At 51.9% G+C, this 22,429-nt stretch carries 12 protein-coding genes; 7 read left to right on the top strand and 5 right to left on the bottom strand.

Annotated features, from left to right (window positions below; translation table 11 throughout):
• Positions 1-86: 86 nt before the first annotated feature.
• The 6 genes from hrpB to K0T92_RS00310 all read left to right on the top strand — a co-directional run bounded on the left by hrpB (position 87) and on the right by K0T92_RS00310 (position 10,159).
• Positions 87-2,582, top strand: coding sequence for an ATP-dependent helicase HrpB (hrpB, locus tag K0T92_RS00335; RefSeq protein ID WP_219870435.1), 2,496 nt, complete (start codon positions 87-89; stop codon positions 2,580-2,582).
• A 75-nt stretch (positions 2,583-2,657) separates the two neighbouring features.
• On the top strand, positions 2,658-2,948 hold the full coding sequence (locus K0T92_RS00330) for a DUF1294 domain-containing protein (RefSeq protein WP_343223603.1): 291 nt from the start codon (positions 2,658-2,660) through the stop codon (positions 2,946-2,948).
• A gap of 237 nt (positions 2,949-3,185) precedes the next feature.
• Positions 3,186-5,258: a HelD family protein gene (locus K0T92_RS00325; protein WP_246627773.1), complete on the top strand. Its 2,073-nt coding sequence runs from the start codon at positions 3,186-3,188 to the stop codon at positions 5,256-5,258.
• Positions 5,259-5,647: 389 nt separating this feature from the next.
• Positions 5,648-7,810, top strand: a complete 2,163-nt coding sequence (locus tag K0T92_RS00320; protein WP_219870433.1) for an alpha-amylase family glycosyl hydrolase — start codon at positions 5,648-5,650, stop codon at positions 7,808-7,810.
• A gap of 203 nt (positions 7,811-8,013) precedes the next feature.
• On the top strand, positions 8,014-8,919 hold the full coding sequence (locus K0T92_RS00315; RefSeq protein WP_219870432.1) for an EcsC family protein: 906 nt from the start codon (positions 8,014-8,016) through the stop codon (positions 8,917-8,919).
• Positions 8,920-9,058: 139 nt separating this feature from the next.
• Entirely contained in the window at positions 9,059-10,159 is a 1,101-nt protein-coding gene (locus K0T92_RS00310; protein ID WP_219870431.1) for a DUF3900 domain-containing protein, read from the top strand.
• A 130-nt stretch (positions 10,160-10,289) separates the two neighbouring features.
• Here the strand turns inward: K0T92_RS00310 and K0T92_RS00305 are convergent, their stop codons facing one another.
• Positions 10,290-18,554, bottom strand: a complete 8,265-nt coding sequence (locus K0T92_RS00305) for a carboxypeptidase regulatory-like domain-containing protein (protein ID WP_219870430.1) — start codon at positions 18,552-18,554, stop codon at positions 10,290-10,292.
• A 335-nt stretch (positions 18,555-18,889) separates the two neighbouring features.
• On the opposite strand from K0T92_RS00305, the gene K0T92_RS00300 reads away from it, so the two are divergent.
• A complete protein-coding gene (locus tag K0T92_RS00300; protein ID WP_246627825.1) occupies positions 18,890-20,035 on the top strand; it encodes a response regulator in 1,146 nt (381 codons plus the stop codon).
• 44 nt (positions 20,036-20,079) lie between these two features.
• On the opposite strand, the gene K0T92_RS00295 is transcribed toward K0T92_RS00300, so the two are convergent.
• From K0T92_RS00295 to K0T92_RS00280, 4 genes are all read right to left on the bottom strand, one after another.
• A complete protein-coding gene (locus tag K0T92_RS00295; protein ID WP_219870428.1) occupies positions 20,080-20,589 on the bottom strand; it encodes a GNAT family N-acetyltransferase in 510 nt (169 codons plus the stop codon).
• A gap of 131 nt (positions 20,590-20,720) precedes the next feature.
• Entirely contained in the window at positions 20,721-20,861 is a 141-nt protein-coding gene (locus tag K0T92_RS00290; protein WP_425517597.1) for a DUF4023 domain-containing protein, read from the bottom strand.
• Positions 20,862-20,993: 132 nt separating this feature from the next.
• Positions 20,994-21,149, bottom strand: coding sequence for a DUF1540 domain-containing protein (locus K0T92_RS00285; RefSeq protein WP_219870426.1), 156 nt, complete (start codon positions 21,147-21,149; stop codon positions 20,994-20,996).
• Positions 21,150-21,387: 238 nt separating this feature from the next.
• Complete coding sequence (locus tag K0T92_RS00280) at positions 21,388-22,293, bottom strand: IS1595 family transposase (protein WP_219870425.1); 906 nt, start codon at positions 22,291-22,293, stop codon at positions 21,388-21,390.
• Positions 22,294-22,429: the final 136 nt, after the last annotated feature.

Below are 22,429 nucleotides of genomic sequence, written 5' to 3'. Positions count from 1 at the left end.
ATCAGCTATCTCTTCAGCCGAAAAGTTACTATAATAGAAGTTGTGTTTCTGTTGAGCAATTATGGACGGTTAAAGGAGAGCAAGGGATGGAGGAGCTGCAATTACCGATAGATGCTAAATTGCCCGAGCTGCTGGACAGCTTATCCAGGCATCATAATGCTGTTCTGGTCGCCTCTCCGGGGGCGGGCAAGACGACGCGCGTGCCGCTGGCGCTGCTGAATTCGCCATGGCTTGGCGGACAGCGGATTCTCATGCTGGAGCCGCGGCGGCTGGCCGCCCGCGCTGCAGCACGCTATATGGCTGATTCTCTGGGCGAGCGGGTTGGCGGAACGGTCGGCTATCGGGTGCGGATGGATACGAGGGTCGGGCCGGATACGCGCATTGAAGTTGTTACTGAGGGTGTATTGACCCGTATGCTGCAAAGTGATCCGGCTTTGGAAGGGGTCGGAATTGTAATATTTGATGAGTTTCATGAACGGCATCTGCACTCCGATCTGGGCCTGGCGCTGTGCTTGCAGGCACAGTCCGTGCTCAGGGAGGATCTGCGCCTGCTGGTCATGTCTGCAACACTGGAAGCGGAGCCTGTGTCGGAATTGCTGGGGGATGCGCCCATTATCGCCTGTGAAGGGAAGGCCTATCCCGTCGAGACCATCTATGCGGCGAAAAGAGCGGCAGGCCGCCTGGAGGAGAGGGCGGTACAAACCGTTATAGAGGCAATCGGCCGGAATGAGGGCGATATCCTTGTATTTCTGCCAGGGGCGGGGGAGATTCGCCGCTTGCAGGGGTTGCTGGGGAATGCCGCCGCGCTCAAGGGCGGCGGTATTCGCGTTGTTCCGCTCTATGGCGGGTTAACGGCGGAGGCGCAGGATATGGCCGTTGCCGCCGGAGCCCCTGGAGAGCGGAAAGTTGTGCTCGCTACCTCGATAGCGGAGTCCAGCGTCACCGTTCGAGGGGTGCGGATTGTCGTGGACTGCGGCCTGAGCCGGGTGCCGCGATTCTCTCCGCGCACGGGCATGGCACGGCTTGAAACAGTGGCCGTGTCCATCGCATCCGCCGATCAGCGGCGCGGCCGCGCCGGAAGAGAAGCGCCCGGCGTCTGCTACCGGCTATGGACGGAGGACGAGCATCGGCAGCTGCAGCCGGCTAGCGATCCGGAACTGCTTGGCGCGGATCTGGCTCCGCTGGCTCTGGAGCTGGCAATCTGGGGCATTGTCGATCCTGCGGAGCTGGCATGGCTGATTGCGCCGCCCGCAGGAGCCTATGCGCAGGCGCGCGAGCTGCTGCGCGCGCTGGGCGCTCTGGAGGCGGAAGGCAAGCCGACGCCCCATGGCACGGCGATGGCGGCGCTTGGCATGCACCCGCGGCTTGCCCATATGGTGCTGGCCGCGGATGGGCTTGGCTTTGGCGCCGCCGCCTGCGAGCTGGCGGCGCTGCTGAGCGACCGCGACCCGCTGCGCAGCAGCCGCAGCGTTGACATGCGGCTGCGGCTCAACGCGCTGCATGGCCGCGCGCCGGGAGCGGAGCTCGATGAGGCGGCAGGCAGGCGGATAGCTGCCGAAGCCCGGGAGTGGATGCGTGCGGCCGGCATTCGGCCGGACGGAGGCGCGAAGCGGGATGCCGGGTGCTGCGGCATTTTGCTGGCGCTGGCTTATCCCGACCGGATCGCGCAGAGGCGCGGGGACGGGAGGTTCCTGCTGCGGAGCGGCCGCGGCGCGATTGTGCCGGAGCTGCAGCCGTTATCGGGGGAGCCGTACGTTGTGGCGGCGGACCTTGAGGATACGGGAGCTGACAGCCGCATTGTGCTGGCTGCGCCGATCACCCTTGCCGAGCTCGAACAATATTGTTCCGATCAGCTCCAATGGGAATCGGATGTGAGATGGGAACGGACGGCTCAATCGGTGCGGGCTCGCCGCAGATTGCGTCTTGGCTCCTTGATTGTAAAGGAAGGGCATATGACGGAGGCCGATCCGGATTCCATCAGAGAAGCGCTTATGGAAGGCATCGCCGAGCAAGGTCTCGATATACTTCCTTGGTCGCGGCAATCCAGGCAGCTGCAGGAGCGCATCGGGCTCATGCACGCGCATCATCCCGGGGATTGGCCCGACTTGTCCGAGGATACGCTGCTTGCGACGATGCCGGACTGGCTGGCGCCCTTTATTGGCGGGATGAGAAGCCGCAATGATCTTGGCCGATTGAACATGATCGATATTGTAACGAGCAGACTTACTTGGCAGCAGCGGCAGCAGCTTGATGAAGAGGTGCCGACTCATTGGACAGTGCCTAGCGGCTCCCGTATTCCGCTGGATTACAGTGACCCGGAAGCCCCTGTGCTTGCCGTCCGACTTCAGGAGCTGTTCGGGCTGCAGCAGACGCCGAGAATTGCGGGGGGCAGGCTGCCCTTGACGATTCATCTGCTCTCGCCTGCACATCGTCCGGTTCAGGTGACCAAGGATTTGGCCAACTTCTGGCAGCAGACTTACTTTGAGGTTAAAAAGGATCTAAAAGGCCGATATCCCAAACATTATTGGCCGGATAACCCGCTGGAGGCGGCACCGACCAACCGCGCAAAGCCGCGAGTATAGGGAGGACCCTTCGGATCTTAGCTTAGAAGATGTACTGGTTTATTCACAATCCCATCCATGATCGGAGGAATAGATGTGCCTGATAATGCGATTACGGTGCTCGCCGCATGCTACTTAATTCTGGTCAATGCGGCAGTATTTCTAATGATGCGCAGCGATAAAGACCGGGCAAAACGCGGCAGGGGACGCCGTATTCCGGAGAGAAAGCTGCTTGGATGGAGCGCCGCAGGCGGGGCTCTGGGCGGATGGCTTGCTCTTCGGCTGCTGCGCCATAAGACGAAGCATGCCGCATTCGCGCTCGGGCTGCCCGTCATGCTGCTGCTCCATATCGGCATCCTTTACATTTTGTTCAAGTCTATGAATTAGATCATCTTAGGGGATGACGGAGCGGCCGCAATATTGTAACAGCTGGCATGCATTGACTGCCCCATCCCGGTATGATATATTGTTCATCCGTGCTGGTAAGCTGCACGAACTGCCATTATTCATATCATCCGACCAAGCCGCATGAGAATGCGGCTTTCGCTGGCTGTTTTTCTACTCTCAGCCTACGAATGCCGCTTGATTCCATGCGTCTTGCAGTCGCAGAGGGAGGTAACTGATTTGACTACTCAAAGTGCCTTTCAAGACGAAGCGAAGCGGCTGGACGACGTGCTTCAGCACATTCAGAACCAGCTTCGCGCTATAGGCCCGCGTTACACAGGCGATGATTTTACGGAACAGATGCTGGATCTGCAGCGCGAGCAGCGCAAGCAGAGATTGGAGGTTGCAGAGCGCGAGCCTTATTTCGGGCGGCTGGATTTCCAAGAGACTGCCCAGGAAGCTCCGAGCCCGTTGTACATCGGTAAAGCCGGTGTAGCACATGAAGCGACGAATCAACTGCTTGTCGTCGATTGGCGAGCCCCTGTTGCCAGCTTGTACTATGCCTTCAGCGGCGGGGAAGCTCCGGTATCCTATGAATCGCCAGAGGGCGAGATTGATGGAACCGTGCATCTGAAGCGCAACCTGATGGTTCGGCAGAGCAAGCTTGAACGCATTGTGGACAGCTATGTCCGCGGGCAGGCGGATGAGACGGTTACGGACGAGTTTCTGCTGTACCGCCTTGGCGAGAGCAAGGACAACAAGCTAAGAGATATCGTCTCCACGATTCAGCAGGAGCAGGATCTCATTATTCGAACAGAGAAGAACAGAGCCGTATTTATTCAAGGTGTGGCCGGAAGCGGCAAGACAACGGTAGCCCTTCACCGGCTTGCTTATTTGCTGTACCGCTATGCAGGACGCATCCATGCTGAACGAATGGTTATTTTTGCGCCGAACCGGATGTTTCTCGACTATATTTCAGGCGTGCTGCCTGAGCTCGGTGTAGGCGATATTGTGCAAACAACCTATGTGGAATGGGCGCTTGACCAGCTTCAGCACACGATTAGACTGGATGATACCGTGGATGCGATGGAGTATTGGTTCGAGCAGCCGCGTACCGCAGAGGAGATTGAACAAGCAGTTCCCCGGATCAAGGGAGGCTTGGCCTTCAAGCAAGCTATTGACCTTATAATAGCCGAAACCGAAGCAGCGCTGCTGCCTGCAGCTCCCTTTGAGCCGGTAGAGGGCATGGTTCTTTATCCCCATACGATGAAGGAATGGCTCGCCACCGATGATAAAGAAGAGCCTGTTATGCGCCGCCGCGAGCGTCTTGTAAGCCGTATAAAACGTTGGTTCGAATCGGAGTGGAAGACGCGCCGTTATACGGACAGCAAGCTTAAGAGCAAGGCGAACGCCAAGCTGAACGCATATGGCAAGAAGATCGCTGCTTTCACCGCGCCACAGCTGTATCTGGCATTGCTCAAAGGTTCCGGGAAGGCTCAGATGCTGTCTGCAAAAGAAAGAGCGGCAACGGTCAAGCGGATTCAATCAGGCTTAGCCCAGCCGGAGGATTTGGCTCCGCTCGTCTACATCCAGCTGCGATTGTATGGCTTGGAGCAATCCCGTTATGATCATGTTGTGATCGATGAGGCACAGGATTACTCCCCCTTCCAGCTAGAAACGCTCAAACTGTGCCAACGGCAGCCGTCGATGACGGTTCTTGGCGATTTGCAGCAGGGTATTCACGGCTATGCAGGCATTCATAGCTGGACGGAATTAACGGCTTTATTCAATGCGGATGATACCGGATATTATGAGCTGGACCGCAGCTACCGCTCGACGATGGAAATAATCGATTTTGCCAATCGGGTTCTTGGCAGTATGGGGGCAGGGGTAAAGCCTGCCGTTCCTGTATTTCGCAGTGGCGAGCCTGTTATAGTGAGATCAGCTGCTACGGAGGCTGATCGGCTGCAGCGGATTGCAGACATTGTCCGGGAGTGGCAGCAGGAGGGCAGCTACAAAACGATTGCGATTCTGGGACGGACTGCGAGCTCCTGTGATATCATTGCCGGGCATCTGGCCAAAGCAGGCATTGAAGCTTCGCTTGTTGAGCGCAGACAGCCCACTTATGGCGGCGGTCTTACGATCGTTCCCGTCTATCTGGCCAAAGGCCTTGAATTCGACGCTGTGCTGATCGCCGATGCGGATGCTGAAAGCTACAGCTCCAATGATGCCAAGCTGCTGTATGTTGGCTGTACACGGGCACTTCACAAGCTGGAGCTGCTTCACTGCGGGCCGTTGACCGGGCTGCTTTAGGCAGGAATGCTTTTGAATGGGACTGAATATAGAGATTAGGAAATTCGAACGAAATAAATGGTTTAGTTGTCAGAATAATCACTCCGTTCGACCTATTTACGATTGAAGAAAAAGGCATCTACAATGTAGGAGAATCAGGTTCATGACCTCAAGTGCAGCACTTTGCTGCATGTTGTGAATCGGATTTGACATCAGCATGAATAACAAACTAATCTGAGGGCGCTGCCTTTTTAAACCGGAAGGTTTAGAAGCAACCCCGGGATCTCATGTACGAGATTTCCGGGGTTGTTTGCATTTGGGAAGCCCTGTATGGAGGTGGAGCAAGCGGCTCAATGGATCGAGTGCAACGCAGTACGAAACGATTCTAAATTCGAAAGGTGGCTAAATTGATGAAATCCAAATTGAAGAACCTTCTCGTTGCGTTCACGCTAACAGTATCCCTCACAGCAGGGACTTTACTTCCTGTCGGCAATTTTGAAACCGCTTACGCTTCACCGGATACTTCGGTCCTGAACAAGCAAAACTTTTCTACAGATGTCATTTACCAAATATTTACGGATCGGTTCCATGACGGCAATCCCTCCAACAATCCATCCGGCTCAGCTTTCTCTTCGACTTGTGTGAGCACGAAGCTGTACTGCGGCGGGGATTGGCAGGGGATTATCGACAAGATCAATGCCAATTATTTTACGGATATGGGTATTACCGCTCTATGGATTTCGCAGCCTGTCGAGAATATTTATTCGGTCATCACTTATTCCGGTGTCGATAATACCTCCTATCACGGCTATTGGGGCAGGGATTTCAAGAAAACAAATCCGTATTATGGCACGATCACCGATTTCCAGAATTTGATCAGTGCCGCCCATGCGAAGGACATCAAGATCGTCATCGACTTTGCGCCTAACCACACGTCACCGGCGTCCGAGTCGCAGCCGGCGTTTGCAGAGAACGGCAAGCTGTATGACAACGGGACTCTGCTTGGCGGCTATACGAATGATACGAACGGTTATTTCCACCATAATCTCGGTACGGACTTCTCCTCGCTGGAGAACGGCATCTACAAAAATCTGTATGATCTTGCTGATATTAATCATAACAACAGCACGATGGATACGTATTTCAAGGATGCGATCAAGGTCTGGCTTGATCTGGGAATCGATGGCATCCGCGTCGATGCGGTCAAGCATATGCCGTCAGGCTGGCAGAAGAACTGGATGGCCTCGATCTATGGCTATAAGCCGGTCTTCACGTTCGGTGAATGGTTCCTCGGTACGAATGACGCCGATCCGAATAACATCGCGTTTGCCAATGACTCCGGCATGAGTCTGCTGGACTTCCAGTTCGGGCAGAAAGTGCGCGAAGTATTGCGTGACGGTACTGACAATATGTATGGACTGGACAGCATGCTGTCCAGCACGGCGACCCAGTATACGCATATTAACGACCAGGTTACCTTCATCGATAATCATGACCTGCCGCGCTTCCAGGTCTCCGGGGCGAATAACCGGAAGCTGGAGCAGGCACTGGCGCTCACGCTGACATCCCGCGGTGTGCCTGCGATTTATTACGGCTCTGAGCATTATTTGACAGGCAATGCCGATCCGGACAACCGTGCGAAGATGCCTTCGTTCTCTACATCAAGCACAGCATTTAATGTCATTAAAAAGCTCGCGCCGCTTCGCAAATCGAATCCGGCTATGGCTTACGGCTCCACACAGCAGCGTTGGATTAATAACGATGTCTATGTCTTCGAGCGCAAATTCGGCAGCAGTGTGGCAGTCGTTGCCATTAACCGCAGCTTGTCAACCGCAGCTTCTATTAGCGGACTTATTACCTCCTTGCCAGCAGGCACGTATACGGATCAGCTTGGCGGCATTCTGAACAGCGGCAATATTACGGTAGGCAGCGGCGGGGCTGTAACGACGTTCAGTCTGCCTGCAGGCGGAGTCGGCGTATGGCATTATGCCGCGACCCAAACGACGCCGGTTATCGGCCACGTCGGACCGACTATGGGCAAGCCGGGAGATACGGTTACAATTAATGGGCGGGCGTTCGGTTCCACGAAGGGAACGGTTTATTTCGGAGCAACAGCGGTCACTGGCGGAAGCATCACCTCATGGGAGGATACGGAGATCAGAGTGGTGGTGCCGTCCGTTGCCGCAGGCAAATATAATGTGAAGGTGCGCAATTCTTCATCCGTGGACAGCAACATCTACAATAATTACAATGTTTTGAGCGGTGCGCAGGTCACTGTCCGCTTCATCGTGAATAATGCGACAACAAGCCTGGGCCAAAATGTCTACTTGGTCGGCAATGTTGCTGAGATCGGCGGCTGGGATCCAGCCAAAGCTATTGGCCCTATGTTCAATCAGGTCATTCAAGCCTATCCGAACTGGTACTTCGATGTCAGTGTGCCGGCGGGAACAGCGCTGCAATACAAGTTCATCAAGAAGAACAGCACTACTACGACATGGGAAGGCGGCGCTAATCACACGTACACGTCACCATCTAGCGGAACGGGCACTGTGAATGTAACTTGGCAGCCTTAGACCATAATATGGCGTATAGGCAATAAGAGGAGGCCTTCTGGTTATCAGTGATGATGACCAGGGGGCCTCCTTTGTTGCGGCTGGAAGGGGATCAGTTGCCAGGGCAGGTGTAAATAATTGAGTCCAAAGCTTGATCGATGCGTACAACGAAGAGAAGCCTCTGAAATGGCAGCTGCAGATGAATAGAAGGAGTGGTATTGGATATGGCAAACAATAGGAACGACCATAATCCGGATCTTTTTGACCGTGATATAGAGCGTACGACGGCTCAGGACGAGCAGGCTCCGAACGATACGAATGATGTTGTCCTGTGGACACCGCCGGAGACCAAGGGTGAGCTGCAAGCGGCCTGGCAGGTTATCGACAAATGGGAGCGGGAGCAGAAGGATCTATGGTTCTGGGAGAAGCTCGGCAGGCTGCCGTTCCTGCTGCTGGACAAGCTGACCCCCCGTATCCTTCAGCAAAAGATTGGCCAGGCGGTTGATGAAATCGGCAGTTATATGCAGACAGGCGGACAATATTTGATCTCGGAAGGGGCAGTTCTGCGCAAGCTGGGTGCAGAGTCGCTGGATGAGGCTTCGCGGCTGCCGATTGCGGTTATGAATAAGGCTGCAGATGATTATGGACAAAGCAACGCGAATTTGGCGACTATGCAGGGGGCAACAACGGGGATCGGCGGGATTTTCACGCTTGCCATCGATATTCCTGCTGTTCTCGGTCTCTCCTTGAAGGTTATTCAAGAGGTGGCAATCAGCTATGGCTACAATCCCAAATTGAAGGAGGAGCGTGTGTTTGTTATTAAATGCCTGCAGTTCGCCTCCTCCGATATCGTCGGGAAGAAAGCGATACTGGAGCAGCTCGCTCTGTTCGGCAAGCCAGATACGCATGGACAGATGGCTTCCCAGCTTCAAGGCTGGCGGGAGGTTGTAGCGACGTATAGAGATAATTTCGGCTGGAAGAAGCTGTTTCAGCTCATTCCGGTAGCCGGCATGCTGTTCGGGGCCTTTATTAACCGCGGCACGCTGAAGGATGTTGCAGAGGCCGCCACAATGCTGTACCGCAAACGCAGAATTATGGAACGGCTGGCCATATGGGAGCAGCAGGCTTAGCTGCAGTCGCCGGATGAACGGTAAATATGCTATGCTAGTGACTCCGGCCGCAAGACGTGACCTTGTATGAGAATAGGGGCTCATTGTCCGGCTCGTGTGCAGCAAGTCATTTTCCAAGTAGTGAAGGGGAAGCGAACAGATGGATTTTATCGTGCATCATTTATCATTCTTCGTTGTACAGGCGGATGGAGCAGAGGGAGCGGGCAAAGGGTTCAAGCATTTTCAGACGCTGGATCAATCAGAATATGCCGAGAGTGAGCTCAAGTCGTTCCTCGATGGCGAATTTCAGCGGATCTGCAAGCGGAAGGCCGAGCGTCATCCCAGCACAGAAGCTGCGCCTACGAAGATCGGACGGTTTATTGTTGAACCCGGGTATGATCTGGACAGCAATCCAAATTATAATTTGCTGCAGCGTCTGCGCCAGGCTGATTCGAACAATGAATTTCATGATTTTGCCGATGAGCTTGTGCGGTTATATATGGATGCAGCCGCTGTTCGCGGCGGAGCATTCATTGTTGTGAAGGCAACACCCAATAAGTATACGGACGAACCGCTGCTGTTCATGCTCAAGTGTGATTTTGAACCCAAGATCGCCCGCATCGCCGATGAGAAGAAGCTGATCTCTCATGTTGAGATGGCTATCAGCGCCCGCAATATGAAGTCGATCCAATACCCGCTTATGCCGGAGGAAGGCATGCTGGAGCCTTGGGAGCTCAAAATCCACCAAGCGTCTCATGCCCGGTATTTCGAGGATTTTCTGCGATTCGTCAGCTATGAGAAGGCGATGCCGGAGCTGATGAGCGAACAGGTTCTCACGATGGTTCATGAATATATGGAGGACAAGTGGCAAGGACAGGAAGGCGAGGAGCGGGAGCAGGAGGCAGGCCGCTATGAGGTATGGGCTGCCAGCGAGAAGCGGGAGCTGCAGGAGCAATGGTCACAGGAGCAGGTCGTTGCGGCGGCAGAGAGGCTAGTGGAGCACCAGCCGGATCTAAGTGTTGCCTTCAAGCTGGACAGCGTGTCGGTCAAAGGGCCGTTGTCAGAGTTCGGCCAGTCCATTCATTTTGCCGTGTATAAGGGGCGGTATATTGCGTTGATCGAAGGGGATGCCTTTCAATTTGACCGCAGCATGTCGCCGGTCGAGCTGCTTCAGCCGCCGGATTTGCTGGAAGTATTGGAGCAGGTGGGAAGGAAGAAACAGGAAGAGACGGAATCCAGTGATGATGAACCGCCATTCTGAGCGATAATCAGACAGCTGCTGCGGCGAACATACGGCCAGACGGCAATAGAGAAAGCGCACGTTCTAAAAGCGATCGAGGATCGTTTTAGAGCGTGCGCTTTTTACGTGCTGGTATTGCCGTGGACTGAGATTACCACAATGGCTCTGGGATAAGCTTGGTCATCGATTCTGAGCCGTCAGCAAGACGGTTGAATTGATGGGTGACTGCACTTTCTTGCACATGTCCGAATGCCCAGTGCGTTTCAGGCACATCCGGGAATGATTGTTCGACATTCGCCAGCGGGCCGCGATGCAGCAAACGATTGATCATCGTTACGGCTTCTGTGCGAATCATAAGGGCATTAGGCTTGAACGTGCCGTCCTTATAGCCGGTAATGATGTGGTGACGATAGATCGCTTCGATCATATTGCTGGCCCAATTGCTTTCTGTATCCTTGAAGTGCGTTTGGATAGGTGCGCTTTCCTGCAGCTTCAAGTAACGGAAAATAACGGCACTAAGCTCAGCGCGTGTTATCGGCTGATCGGGCTTAAAGGCATTGTTCGCATATCCGCTGAACAGGCCTGCGCGAGATACGGCTTCTATATATTCGGCAGCCCAGAAGCCGGACTTAACGTCCGAATAGAAGGAGGTTCCTTTCACCGTATCTTCGAGATTCATAATCCTTGCGAATATTGCTGCGATTTCCGCCCTGGTAATGGAACGGTTAGGCAGCCAATTCCCGCTTGGATATCCTTTGGTGTAACGTTTGTGCAGCTGCTCTCCGAAGCGGGAGGAGAAGAGCATAATCCTGATGGATGAACGGTCATCCTCGGGCTCAACGAGCTTCGCTGCCGCTCCGATGATGGCCGTATTGTCTGTCAATACTTCAGCTTGTGACAGATCTGTCGCAGCTGTCACCTTATATGACAGCTTCCCGCTTGCAGCGGGCTCCAGATCGCCAAGCTCGAAGCGAATGACATTTCCGGTCACTTTGCCGCCCATGGCATCCTTGATGACGGTATGTGCAGGAATTTGCGCTTCAATGAAGGCGCCCTTGACGGCAGCATTGGTACGGTTCAAGTATTCGATCGTGTAGGTAATTGCCGCTCCCTCTGCATAGGAGGGCCGGTCAGCATACAGCTCTACAGCAAGGTTAGCCTCACCCGGTTCTGCAGGCGGTACAACAATCGGTGTTACGGACGCCGGGATGGCACCAGGCGCCGGTACCGGCTGCATTTGCAGGTCGTGGCGGACGATGGCAAATTCGACAGAAATCATCGGACTTGTATACGTGTAATAACCTGGCTTCGTGACGACGAGATAATAATCTGTCTCACTGTATACCATGTAGGCGTAGTCGCCCTTGCTGTCCGTATCCTGCGGATTGATATTGTTGTTAGGCGCGAACCCGACCAGAATCGGCAGCATAACCAATGTGTTAGGCTTATGTCCGTCTGGATGAGCCATATTACGCGGTGTATTGGCATAATACAACTCCACATGCGCGCCTTCAATCGGCAGGCCGGTAACTGCATCGGTGACTGTACCGTATGGATCAATCAGCTCCAGCGTGATGTTCATCTCGCCGTTGCGTGAAATTTCCAGTGGCGGATAGCCGCCGAGGGCATTCTGATTGATAATGATTTCATTATTGCTATCGAATACATAAGCAATGACCAGCTTATACTTGCCATCAGGCAAATTCTGTGCTGTAAATGCACCTTTGCTGCTGATCGGGAATTGCAGTCTGCTGCCAGTTCCATCCTTCACAACATTGCCGTTCTCATCCAGCAGATAACCAATCATTTTGCTGTATAGAGAGGGATCGAATTGTGAAGTTCCACGTTCTTTGGAGCCTGCGAGCAGAACACCGCTGATGGCCTCGTTGGACGGGAAGACTTCATAGCCTGCCGCAGAGACAACACCTACTGTCGCTGTCTGAGGGAATGAGATAGGCTGCATGCTGTCGCCAATCTTAACGGGCTTCGTAACGCTCAAATCATAGACGGTATTACCGCGCGGTACGGCGATCAAATATTTGCCGTCTGCTCCCGTTACCGCAGTCGCGGAGAAATCCAGCTTGCCGTCATTGTCGAAGTCCTTGGTAATACTGATCAAGGCGCCGCTGACAGGTACAGATACACCGTCGATCATTTCGGTAACGATGCCGGATACAGCTCCCGGATCAAAGGTTATGACGATCTGATCAGATGCTTTTAGACCGCGCTGCGGATCGTTCACCGTCACGATGACAGGGAAGCGTACGGAATCTGCGCCGGTAATCGCTTCAGATTGGAACGGCAATGCTGCGCGTCCATTGGCATCTGTCGTTGTGGTCGCACCATCGGGGAATGAGCCTCGATTTTGCGGTGAAGCGAATGTAACGGGCGCATTAGCGACCGGATTCCCGTCCTTGTCCCGGATTGTTGCGATCAGGCTCGTTCGAGCGATTCCATCGCCCAGCAGCGTGCTTGGTATCGCTTCTAGTGTAATGTAGAACGGTGACATAGCCACATCAACGGTTACAGTTGTTGCTGCGCCGTTGTCCGCCAGTGCATAGAAAGCGATAGCAGAATCCGCATAGCCGACTGCCTGCACCCGAATTTCATAGTCGTTGACCGCAACATCAGCAAAGGTGTAATAGCCGTTCTCATCTGCTGTTGTTGTTGCTACTGCAACTTTGTTGAGCGGATCATACAATGTGACCATTACTCCAGCCAGAGGGCTATTCGTAACAGCATCTGTAATATGGCCATCGACATTCAGATCAGCCTGGACAACAAACGGATTATTGCTGCCGACAGGCCCTTCCGGTGTGTCGCTTTCCAACCGCTCTCCGATATGGCTGTAAGTGACGAAGGTCACGGTTCTGCTCCCGGCAGCGATATTGTCAGGCAGAATCGTAATGCCGCTCCATTGCTTGTAGCCGTCCTCCAGATAGCTCGACGAGTTCGTAACATGAAGCTGGATCTCATTATTGATCTCGCCGTTCGCATAGTAGGCTGTAACTGCGGCTGCATCAACAGCAGTTACCGCTTGAAGCTTGGCGCCGTCGCCATGTCCGTAGACAGGGAGGACCCAGTCCTCGCGCTTTTGATGACCGCTCCATCCATCAAGCGGAATGCCTGTAACTGTCAGTTCATCCTGGACAGAGCTGATCAAAGCGGTATGGACTGCTGCCGCAGTCATTGTAATGAGTTGTGCCGTATTGTTATCGTATGGAGTTGATTCCGGCACATGAACATCGAGCGTTAGCGGCTGAGCTTGACCCGCTTGCGCAGGGATAAGCACTTGGCCGCTGCTTGCATAGCCGCTGGCAATGCTGCTCCATACCCAAACGCCGTTAATACGGGAGCCCGAGGCGATTTTGATATTCCCGGCATACAGATCCGCAGGGAAGGGACTATTGACTGTAAGGACAAATTCGTCGCTGCCTGCTCCTGTATTTTTCAACGTATGGGCGAATTGCTTGCTCTTGCCGGCAGTCAGCGATACCGCTTCATGGCCTGTCAGCACGTGGCTTCCGAGAACAACGACGCCAATTTCATTCGTCGTCACGGGTCCATACGACTTGCCGTTTCCGTCCGGCAATGAATTGTACTGCATGATCGCCGCTTCAATATCAAATGCGGAGCCGACCGCGGTTTCGTTATCAGCCGTCACCGTGAAGGTGATCACGCGAGACCCGTTCACTTGAATTGGGGCGATCGTCCAAGTCACGTTCTGGTCGTCAGAAGCAACGGTATCCGCCGGATTGCCGCTGTTGCCAACGGACTGGATGGAAATGCCGTCCGGTACTGTGATTTTGACGATTGAATTGTAAGCTGTGCTGAGTCCGTACACATTGTCCACCACTACTGAAAGGGTGATCGTGTCGCCGACTGCCGTGAATGCCGTTGCATCAGCGTCAAGCAGAATGGACAGGTCCGGCTGGATGACATCCGTACTAATGGCACTTCCTGTCACATCATGCGTCACAACACTATCCGGCGCCGACGTATATGTGATAGCGGGCTCCAGCGATGCTGCATACGGATTTTGCGAGATGCTTGTATTCGTTGCCGTACGAGTGACAATTGTCACAATCGTATCGACGGCAAGATCGCCGAGCGGATAATCACCGTTGGCATCGGCCGTTATGACCGTTCCGTTGACAGTGACGTTCTTTATCGTCTGTTCGATTAGTCCGGTATTGCGAAGGATAACGTTATAAGCCGGACTGTCGCCAGGAATATCGACCGTCAGCTCATAGGTCAGCTCATCTCCGGGACGCACGCTGCCTTGGTCGCCGCTTGTTGTTGCGGTCAGCACATGCTCAAGCTCTACCGCTGCAATCGACAAATGCTGCTCTGCCGGCATGTTCGGTTCGAATACAGTCGTATTCTGGTCGGGCTGATCAGCAGGGGTAGATTGGAACTGTAGAAGGGTTGCCACGAGTTCAATATCTGCTGTGCTGGCGCCCAGAGTGCCCGGCTGTGCATAGAAGTTGATGATCTCGGTGCCGCCTGCCGGGATGGTTAAGCCTTCCCAGAAGATGGAACCCCCTGTAATCGTACCGCTGTCCGAGATCGGATGAACCGCTGTATTTACAATCGACAGGCCAGCAGGGATTGGAAGTTCAACTTTAGTAGCATAAGCCGCACTATCGCCAGCGTTCGTTAAAGTAAAGCTTACAGCGATCATTTCATTCGTATTCGAGAAGACAGAATCAATGATCGGGTTAGGCGCAATGCTGACGCTTGGTTCAATCACTTCAATTGTAGTGGTTTGATCCGCCGTTGCTTCCGTCAAGGATGGATTGCTGTCGTCTATGGACCATTCAGCCTTCGCAGTTGTACTGTAGCTGCCAAGAGCAGGCTTGTCAGCATCGGACTTCGCCCGCATATGGAATGTGATGTTGAATACCTGCTGGCTGCTTGAAGCATCCACATCTCCTATCGTATAAGTGAACAATCCAGCATTCCAGTTGCCGGAATCCGGCGTGGCCATTCCGTTTGGATCAACCGTATAGCCAATAATCTCGAAGTTGTCAGCAGCCTGGAAAAGATCGCTGACCGTTACGTTGTAGGCTTGCGTACCTTCCGGTACTGTCAAGGTCAACGTATAATCAAGCGTATCTCCCGGACGGATCTGGGTGAGGCTGCTGCCGTTGCTTGTAGCTTCGATTACATTCGCAAGCGTGACGGCAGGTGTTGTTACAATGCCTTGAGCTTGATGCTGAACGAATTTCTCGAAAGCAGTCGGGTTATTGCCCGGGTCCCCATCCACATCATTGGTGTAGGCATCATGAGTCGCATAATACGCGCCAGTTCTGCCTATCACAGGATGAGAGGAGCCGGAACCCTTCAAATCGACGAGCCGCACATGGAAATGATAGGACTGTGCTGTGCCTCCGCCATTCAGGTCGAGCTTCGTGTAGGTCTTGGTATAGCCGGAATTGATATCGCCGGTAACACCTGCAGGATCAGGATTGCCTCCTGCATCTACGAACTCGAAGCCCGGCTTCAGCGTCACCGATGGTGTGAAGTCAAAGGCCGCGTTAAGACCGTTGTTCACAATCTTATAGGTAAGCGCTGTAATGTCATCCTTGCCCATCGTTATGGCAGCAGGAGTATCGGAGGGGCTGGAAGTCTCCTTTACATAGGAAGTAAGATTCGGCTTTTTAACGGTGACAGAAGCATTGGAGGAGTCGATATATTGCTGCTCCCCAGATGTCGCCTTATCGAACCATTTGAACCGCGCCTTCGATTGCTGAACTTCCTCATTGCCTGTTGTAATCTTGTTGACTTTCGTTTTAACGAAGTACGTGTACGTCGTATTTTCCACCGCAATAGCCGGGAACTTAATCTTCACGGATGCTGGCGTTGTATTGTCATATTCGCCGATGCCTGTACCCGGAACAAGTTCTGTACCGGTATTCGTGCCGGTATTGTAATTAGCGAATACGGTGACCAATGACTGATTGGTTGGAAGGTTATCGGTGAGAAGACCGTCGTATGCTTCAACATCCGCTGGAATTGTGACGTCAATCTTATAGATGATCCAGTCACCGATACGAACATCATTCTGATTGCCTGTAGCAGAGTCAATCCAGGCTTTCGTGATAGCAGCCTTGGAACCCCGCATTGTTGTATGGAGATCCTCGATTGTCTCATAAGTCCGATAGATACCGGTAGTGATTGGCTGCCCGTCATAGGTCACTGCGGAGCCTTCCTGGATCTCCCGGGCAGAACCGATAGGATCGATAACATCCGCGGTATAGACAAGCGTGAAAGAACCGCCCGTAGCAATCGGAGATGCTGGATTGCATATAATTTCCATTCCGGCGATCGAACAGCCGGTTCCTGATGTCAGGTTGAAATTAGTCAACTCCAAAGGTAGCTGATCCTTGAAGCTTACATTGTACGCATCCGATCCGCCGCTGTTGGTCAGCGTTACCTTTATGGTGACTTGTTGGCCTCCATGGACAGTCACAGGAGGATTAACACCGACAGGGACAGGCGTTGAATCTACCCAGCGTTCAATAGACAGCTCTGGCTCAACGAAATGCAATTTCACATCTGCGCGTACACTGGCAATTTGCGACGGTGAGTTGCGATAGGAGAGATTGACCAGATTCTCTGCGCCCTTATCGGCCGCCACATAGTCAGTGCTGTCCAGAACAACCACTTTGATATTGGTTGTAAGTGTTGTCGTGGTATCATCGAGCTCGCCCAGATCCCATATTAGCAATAGCTTGTCCGGATCATAGCTGGGGGCCAGGCCGCCAAGCTTGTACTGGTCAAGATCGGCTGCATCGACATCGCCGTCCCCATCGTAATCGGGCATAGTGCCAAGCGGGAGGAAGTTGTATACGACTACATCATGCTGATCCGCGTTGATGCCGGCTGCATCATACTTAACCTCGAAAGTAAGCGTATCCCCGACAGTAACATCGGCTTCATCCAAATCCAACCCTGATGTACCGTTGATTTGCACGATGCGTTCCGAAATTTTTGGTGTGTTGACTTCGACCTCGGTCTCATCGCTGTCGCTCACATTTCCTGATTTACCAATGGTTGTACCCGTTACTTCAACATGATTGAGCAAAGAGTCTCCGGCGTAAACAGGTCCGTTGGAATAGGCAGTATCCCAGTTCAATTCAACATCGGTCGTATAACCGAGAGACACGGATGTTCCTTTCTCAACCGTACCAAGATTCCAACTGATACTGGTTGTCCCATCCGGGTTTCGGGTAGGAGAGACAGGAGCTCCGGCCATTCCGATATAGCTGCCGAACAGCTGCCCGTCACCGATCGTATCGGTAACAAGGACATCGGTGACATCGTAATATTCATTGGCTACAACTTCGAGACTGTAAGTCAATGTATCTCCGTACCCCGCGTTCGCGACATCGACTGACTTAATGACGATGATGTCCTTGGCCGTTGCCGCATACTCCGTGCTTCCGCTTAGGGAGAACCCTTCCACAACAGCGGTAAAGATGACGGAGCTGGTTACGGTAGTCCCATCAACAAGCAACGTTCCGGCCGGTGTATTCTCGAGAAAAGCAGCTTTGAAGGTGATTTCCTCCGTTGCGCCTGCACCGACCGACAAGCCTGTCCAAGCGGCGTTGCGCTTACCTGATACAAAGGTTTCGGAGGTTGGTACAAGATCGTAATCGTATGCCTCCAAGGAGCCGCTAACCTCATTCCGGAACGTGGAGAAGGCAGAGGCAGTCCGAGTGTTGTTGTCGATAGTGATTGTCCAATCGAACTTGCCGTATTCGTCTCCACTTCCGGGAGGAGCAGCATCCGGCCCAGCACCTTTCACATGCTTGCCTGCATCCTCAATCTTGACCGTAAACGGTACGATGCGGTATTTGACCAGTCCGCTGGCATTGGCTGTCTCGACTGGCTCATAAAGCTGACGGGCATCATCACTTGCGTATGCCGCTACGCCTACTTCAGGCTGAATGCCGAAAGGCACGTTGCCTTTGCCGCTCAAATACCGGTATTGCTCCCGTGCATGAATCATAACGGGGAATGTATAGGATTCTCCGGGTGCGAGATCCTTTAGATCCCGCCAGTAGGCTTTCTGCACCTCTACGGAATCGGCCGTAATGCTTGAAGGCTTAATAGCATTATCGTCACTAACCTCCAGTCCGTCCGGCAATGTCAGTTCAATGCCTACATTATAGGCCCACTGGCTTGCATCGTTATTCGTAACCGTGACATCAAGCACAGTTTTTTTACCGAGAACGGCGTCAACAGATTGATTAACTGCCAGCTCCTTATTGTCCGTAGCGAAAGAAAAACTTAACGCTCCCGTGAACTTGTGTTCTCCTGCGGCCAAGACAGGATTGCTCAGCATCTGAGATACCAGTTGAAGAAATACTGTAAATGCAATGAACCCCGCAAACCACTTTCGTCTCATACTTTTCCTCCATAAACTAATAGATTCGTGCGCATCCAAATTGCCTTTCTGTGCGAATGATCCACCTCCCTTGGGCACAACTGTGACAATCAGACGCGGAGCGTGACCATGGTATCATTCAGATCTGAACAATTTCTGAAATTTTCCCGCCATGTTATGAAAATAAAGTTCGAAATAAACAAAATATGTCTTATAATGTTAATGGTTTTCAATTTTTCTGTTGTTTGAATTCATAAAAATGCGGACATGTGCCGAAAAGTAAAGAAGGAAATACCTGGACGAGCATAATGGAGTCGGAATCCCATATAAAGATGAGGTGGACGAGGGTGAGAGCCATGCTAGTTGATGACGAGAAGCTGGCGCTTAGCATACTAAGTAGACAGCTGGAGAAAGTTGGCGGCATTGATATCGTTCTGGAGTTGATGAATGCGGAGTCAGCGCTGCAAGCGGTATCGAGACAGGTTGTGGATGTTGTTTTTCTCGACATTGAGATGCCTGGACAGAACGGAATTGCGTTGGCGGAGGCTATCCAGAGTGTGCAGCCAGAGGTTCAAATTGTGTTTGTAACCGGATATGATGAATATGCGATTAAAGCATTCGAGCTGAACGCGATCGATTACTTATTGAAACCGGTGGCGTTAGAGAGGCTTACGCGGACAGTAGAGAGGGTAAGCGAGCAAATATCGCTAAGGCACCGGCTGGTGAAATCCCGATTTACGGCATCCGATGGGTTGAAGATTCCAGAAGCGCCATTATTTCATTGTTTTCAGCGAATGGAGCTGGAATATGAGGGGGGCAAATGGGAACCGATCCGATGGCGCACGAATAAAGCGCAGGAGCTGTTTGCATTGCTGCTGTTGCGGCATGGTCAGCTCATACGCAAAGATATTTTGCTGGAGACGCTGTGGCCGGAGGTTGATTACAAGCGGGGATATACGCAGCTGTATACGGCTATCTATCAAATTCGGAAGACAATAACCTCTATCGGCATAAAATGTATCATTACGAGCAATGAAAATGGATATAAGATGGAGATTCCGAACCTTAGATTGGATACGGAGCTGTGGGAGCGGGGAATCGAAGAAGCGCCGCCGATCTCGGCTGCCACCATTGATTCGCATCTTAAGCTGGCGGAGATGTACGCAGGTGATTATTTGGCTGACTATGATTATGCATGGGCAGAGAGCGAACGTCTCCGCATGAGGATTATCTGGCACAAGCATGTCAAAGAAATTGCGGATTGGTTAAGCGCCGCGAACCGGCTGTCAGAAGCGATCATCCTCTACAGCCGAATTGTGGACAATTTTCCTCATGCGGAGCAAATTCATTTTGCTTTGATGAAGCTATATATGAAACTGGGAGATATAGCATTAGTTGAAAAGCAGTACGAGCAGCTGCACAGAATCATGTCTGAGGAGCTCGGCTATCAGCCAACGGCAGAGATTCAGGATTGGTATACCTCCTGGAAAGTGGGGGTTTAACAGGAGTAAAGCGAGAGCGTCGGGGAATTTTCTGGCGCTCTTGTTTAATTGAGTTCTTTCACCATATAGAAGATGAGTTCATCGCTGACCGTAACAGTTGCGCCTGCATTGACTTCTTCATTCTGATAGATGACCCCATGGCCATCAGGTATGTAGCCTCTTCTGCAATAGATCCTTTGCGCTGCACCATAATCCTTATTGAGACCGACTCCAATACCGACTCGTTGATGGCTTCTTGCGACGTGGTTCTCTAACTGCTCCAGAAGCTCATTAGCAATTCCTTGTTTGCGATATTCGGGGAATACAAGCAGATCATTAATCTCAGGAATGTGATTGCTCTGAAAAAAAGGGTAATCTGTATCAAACATAACATGTGCGCAGCCTGCAATCGTCATATTCCAATAAGCTAATAAAGTTAATCGTGCTCCGCTACTATTTTCATTAAAACAGCCTTCGTAATATTGTTCTGTTCTCTGAACGCTATGATCAACGAAAGACTCCTTCCAATCAATCAGTTGCTGAGAGGTCACTAATCTCTTAATAATGAGACCCATGATCATACCCCCTATTGAATTTGAAGCTACTATACATTGTATCACGAGGCAGGACTCCATGATTACTTTCTGTGTGTAGTGAAGGAAGCCACCAAGAAAGCATTACGCGATCTATAGTGGCAGATTGTAACTTAGGGGTTGTTGCTATGCTGTTTGGAAGGGAGCTTCGAGGAAGGAGTTCCTTTGCCATAGTGCTCCCGGTTCTTCTGATCTTTCTTCTGTGTATCCTTTACCTTCTCCACAAATTCATGTGTGTCGCTCAATTCGTACACCTCCCATCATTCTCACTGATAATAATTATCACTCCTGGTTATACTACATAAAAGAAGGGACGAGCTGTCTTCGGGAAAAGACAGCTCGTCAGCAGTACAATTAAGCTAAAGTTGGCGAGCGCAAACGGTTAATTAAATTTTTGATTCGAATGTTTTACAATCTGTTTCTTCAGAGTGGCTTGCTTGCTTTCCTCGGTTGCTGACGACATAGATCGAGGAAGCGTTGCAGTTATTACCTGCCGCCCAATACTTGCATGAGTTTACTTCACATAACACATCTTTAGCCATATTGTTCACCCCCCCTCCTCTTATTTAGGATGGTCGGAAGGAGGCTCTTTTTATACCTGAGCGGGTGGGGGATAGCAGTTTTTTGTGGCCTTTGTCCATTATCCCCTTGACTCAGATTGAGCGAATGCAGTTATATTATGGCTGCGCAACTTGCATAGCATTAGTGCTTGTGGTGCGCTTGTAGTGCACTTGTAGTGAAGTGATAAGTATTTTTGAATTTCTGGTATGCCGTTAAAAATCACGCCGCCACTGCAGAAAGTTGAATCCGGCGCGGACATGAATGGTTGCGAGTTAACCGGGCGTATGTGATGGGAGCAGTTGTCGCACATTGTTTGAATAGAGGCTCAAAAGCTGATTCGTGTCGCAGTGTATGGTTCAAACGGTAACAAAACTCATCCAAATATACTTGAAGGTGTTTCGGGCCGATGCCGTGGTAGACGTCTTTCATCCAATTGCTTGCTCTTCTGCACCATTGTATCAATGGTTGATGGCCCCGAAGATTATAACGCTTGGTCTCGACAGTTACGTCAGATGAAGCCTCCACATGGCGCTCCACAAAATGGGCAGTGCCAGAACGAAGAATACCATTAGGCGAAAGATGCGCGGATTGAAGCTGCATCATTTTTACATGGGTTATTTCACCATGCGGACTAATGGATGCGCCGACTAGGAGAGGATGCTCCTGAGGATGGCGATTAACGGTCGGGTTGTAGGGTTTACCATAAACAGCTGCGTTCACTCGCACGATTCCAGTCAGCAATTCATGTGCAGTGGCCTGGCTCATGGCGAAACGTATTTTATGCATAATCAACCAGGCAGTTTTGTAGGTAACTTTAATAATGGAAGAGAGTTTGACTGCGTTAGTAGAGGCATCCGGCGATGCAAGAAGAAATATGGCCTGAAACCACTTATGCAGAGGTGTGCGGCTGCCCTCCATAATAGTTCCTGTGATAAGTGAAGCCTGATAGCCGCAGCCAAGGCATTCGTAAAGAGGCAATCTGCGAGTGCAAATTAAAGAGGCATTCCGATGTCCGCATCGTACGCAGCAGAATCCACTGGGCCACTTGGCCCTGTATAATACCTCAAAGCATGCCTTCTCGTTATGAAAATGATTACAAAACTCCTCAAAGTTCAGTTGTGTCATTCTCATACTCGCCCCTTCACGCATAAATCTCGTGTTACGAGAATTGATGGTTCGTTTGCCCCGCTATTAAACCAGAACCGAAAAGAACGTGTGTTCCTATTTGTATTTTACCAAACATATGTTCTCTGATCAAGCC

Origin of the sequence: Paenibacillus oenotherae, from assembly GCF_019443105.1 — a bacterium.
In the GTDB taxonomy this organism is placed as follows: Bacteria; Bacillota; Bacilli; order Paenibacillales; family Paenibacillaceae; genus Paenibacillus_Z; species Paenibacillus_Z oenotherae.
Note: the sequence above shows the minus strand (reverse complement) of the source record. Positions and strands in the feature narration are given on the sequence as shown.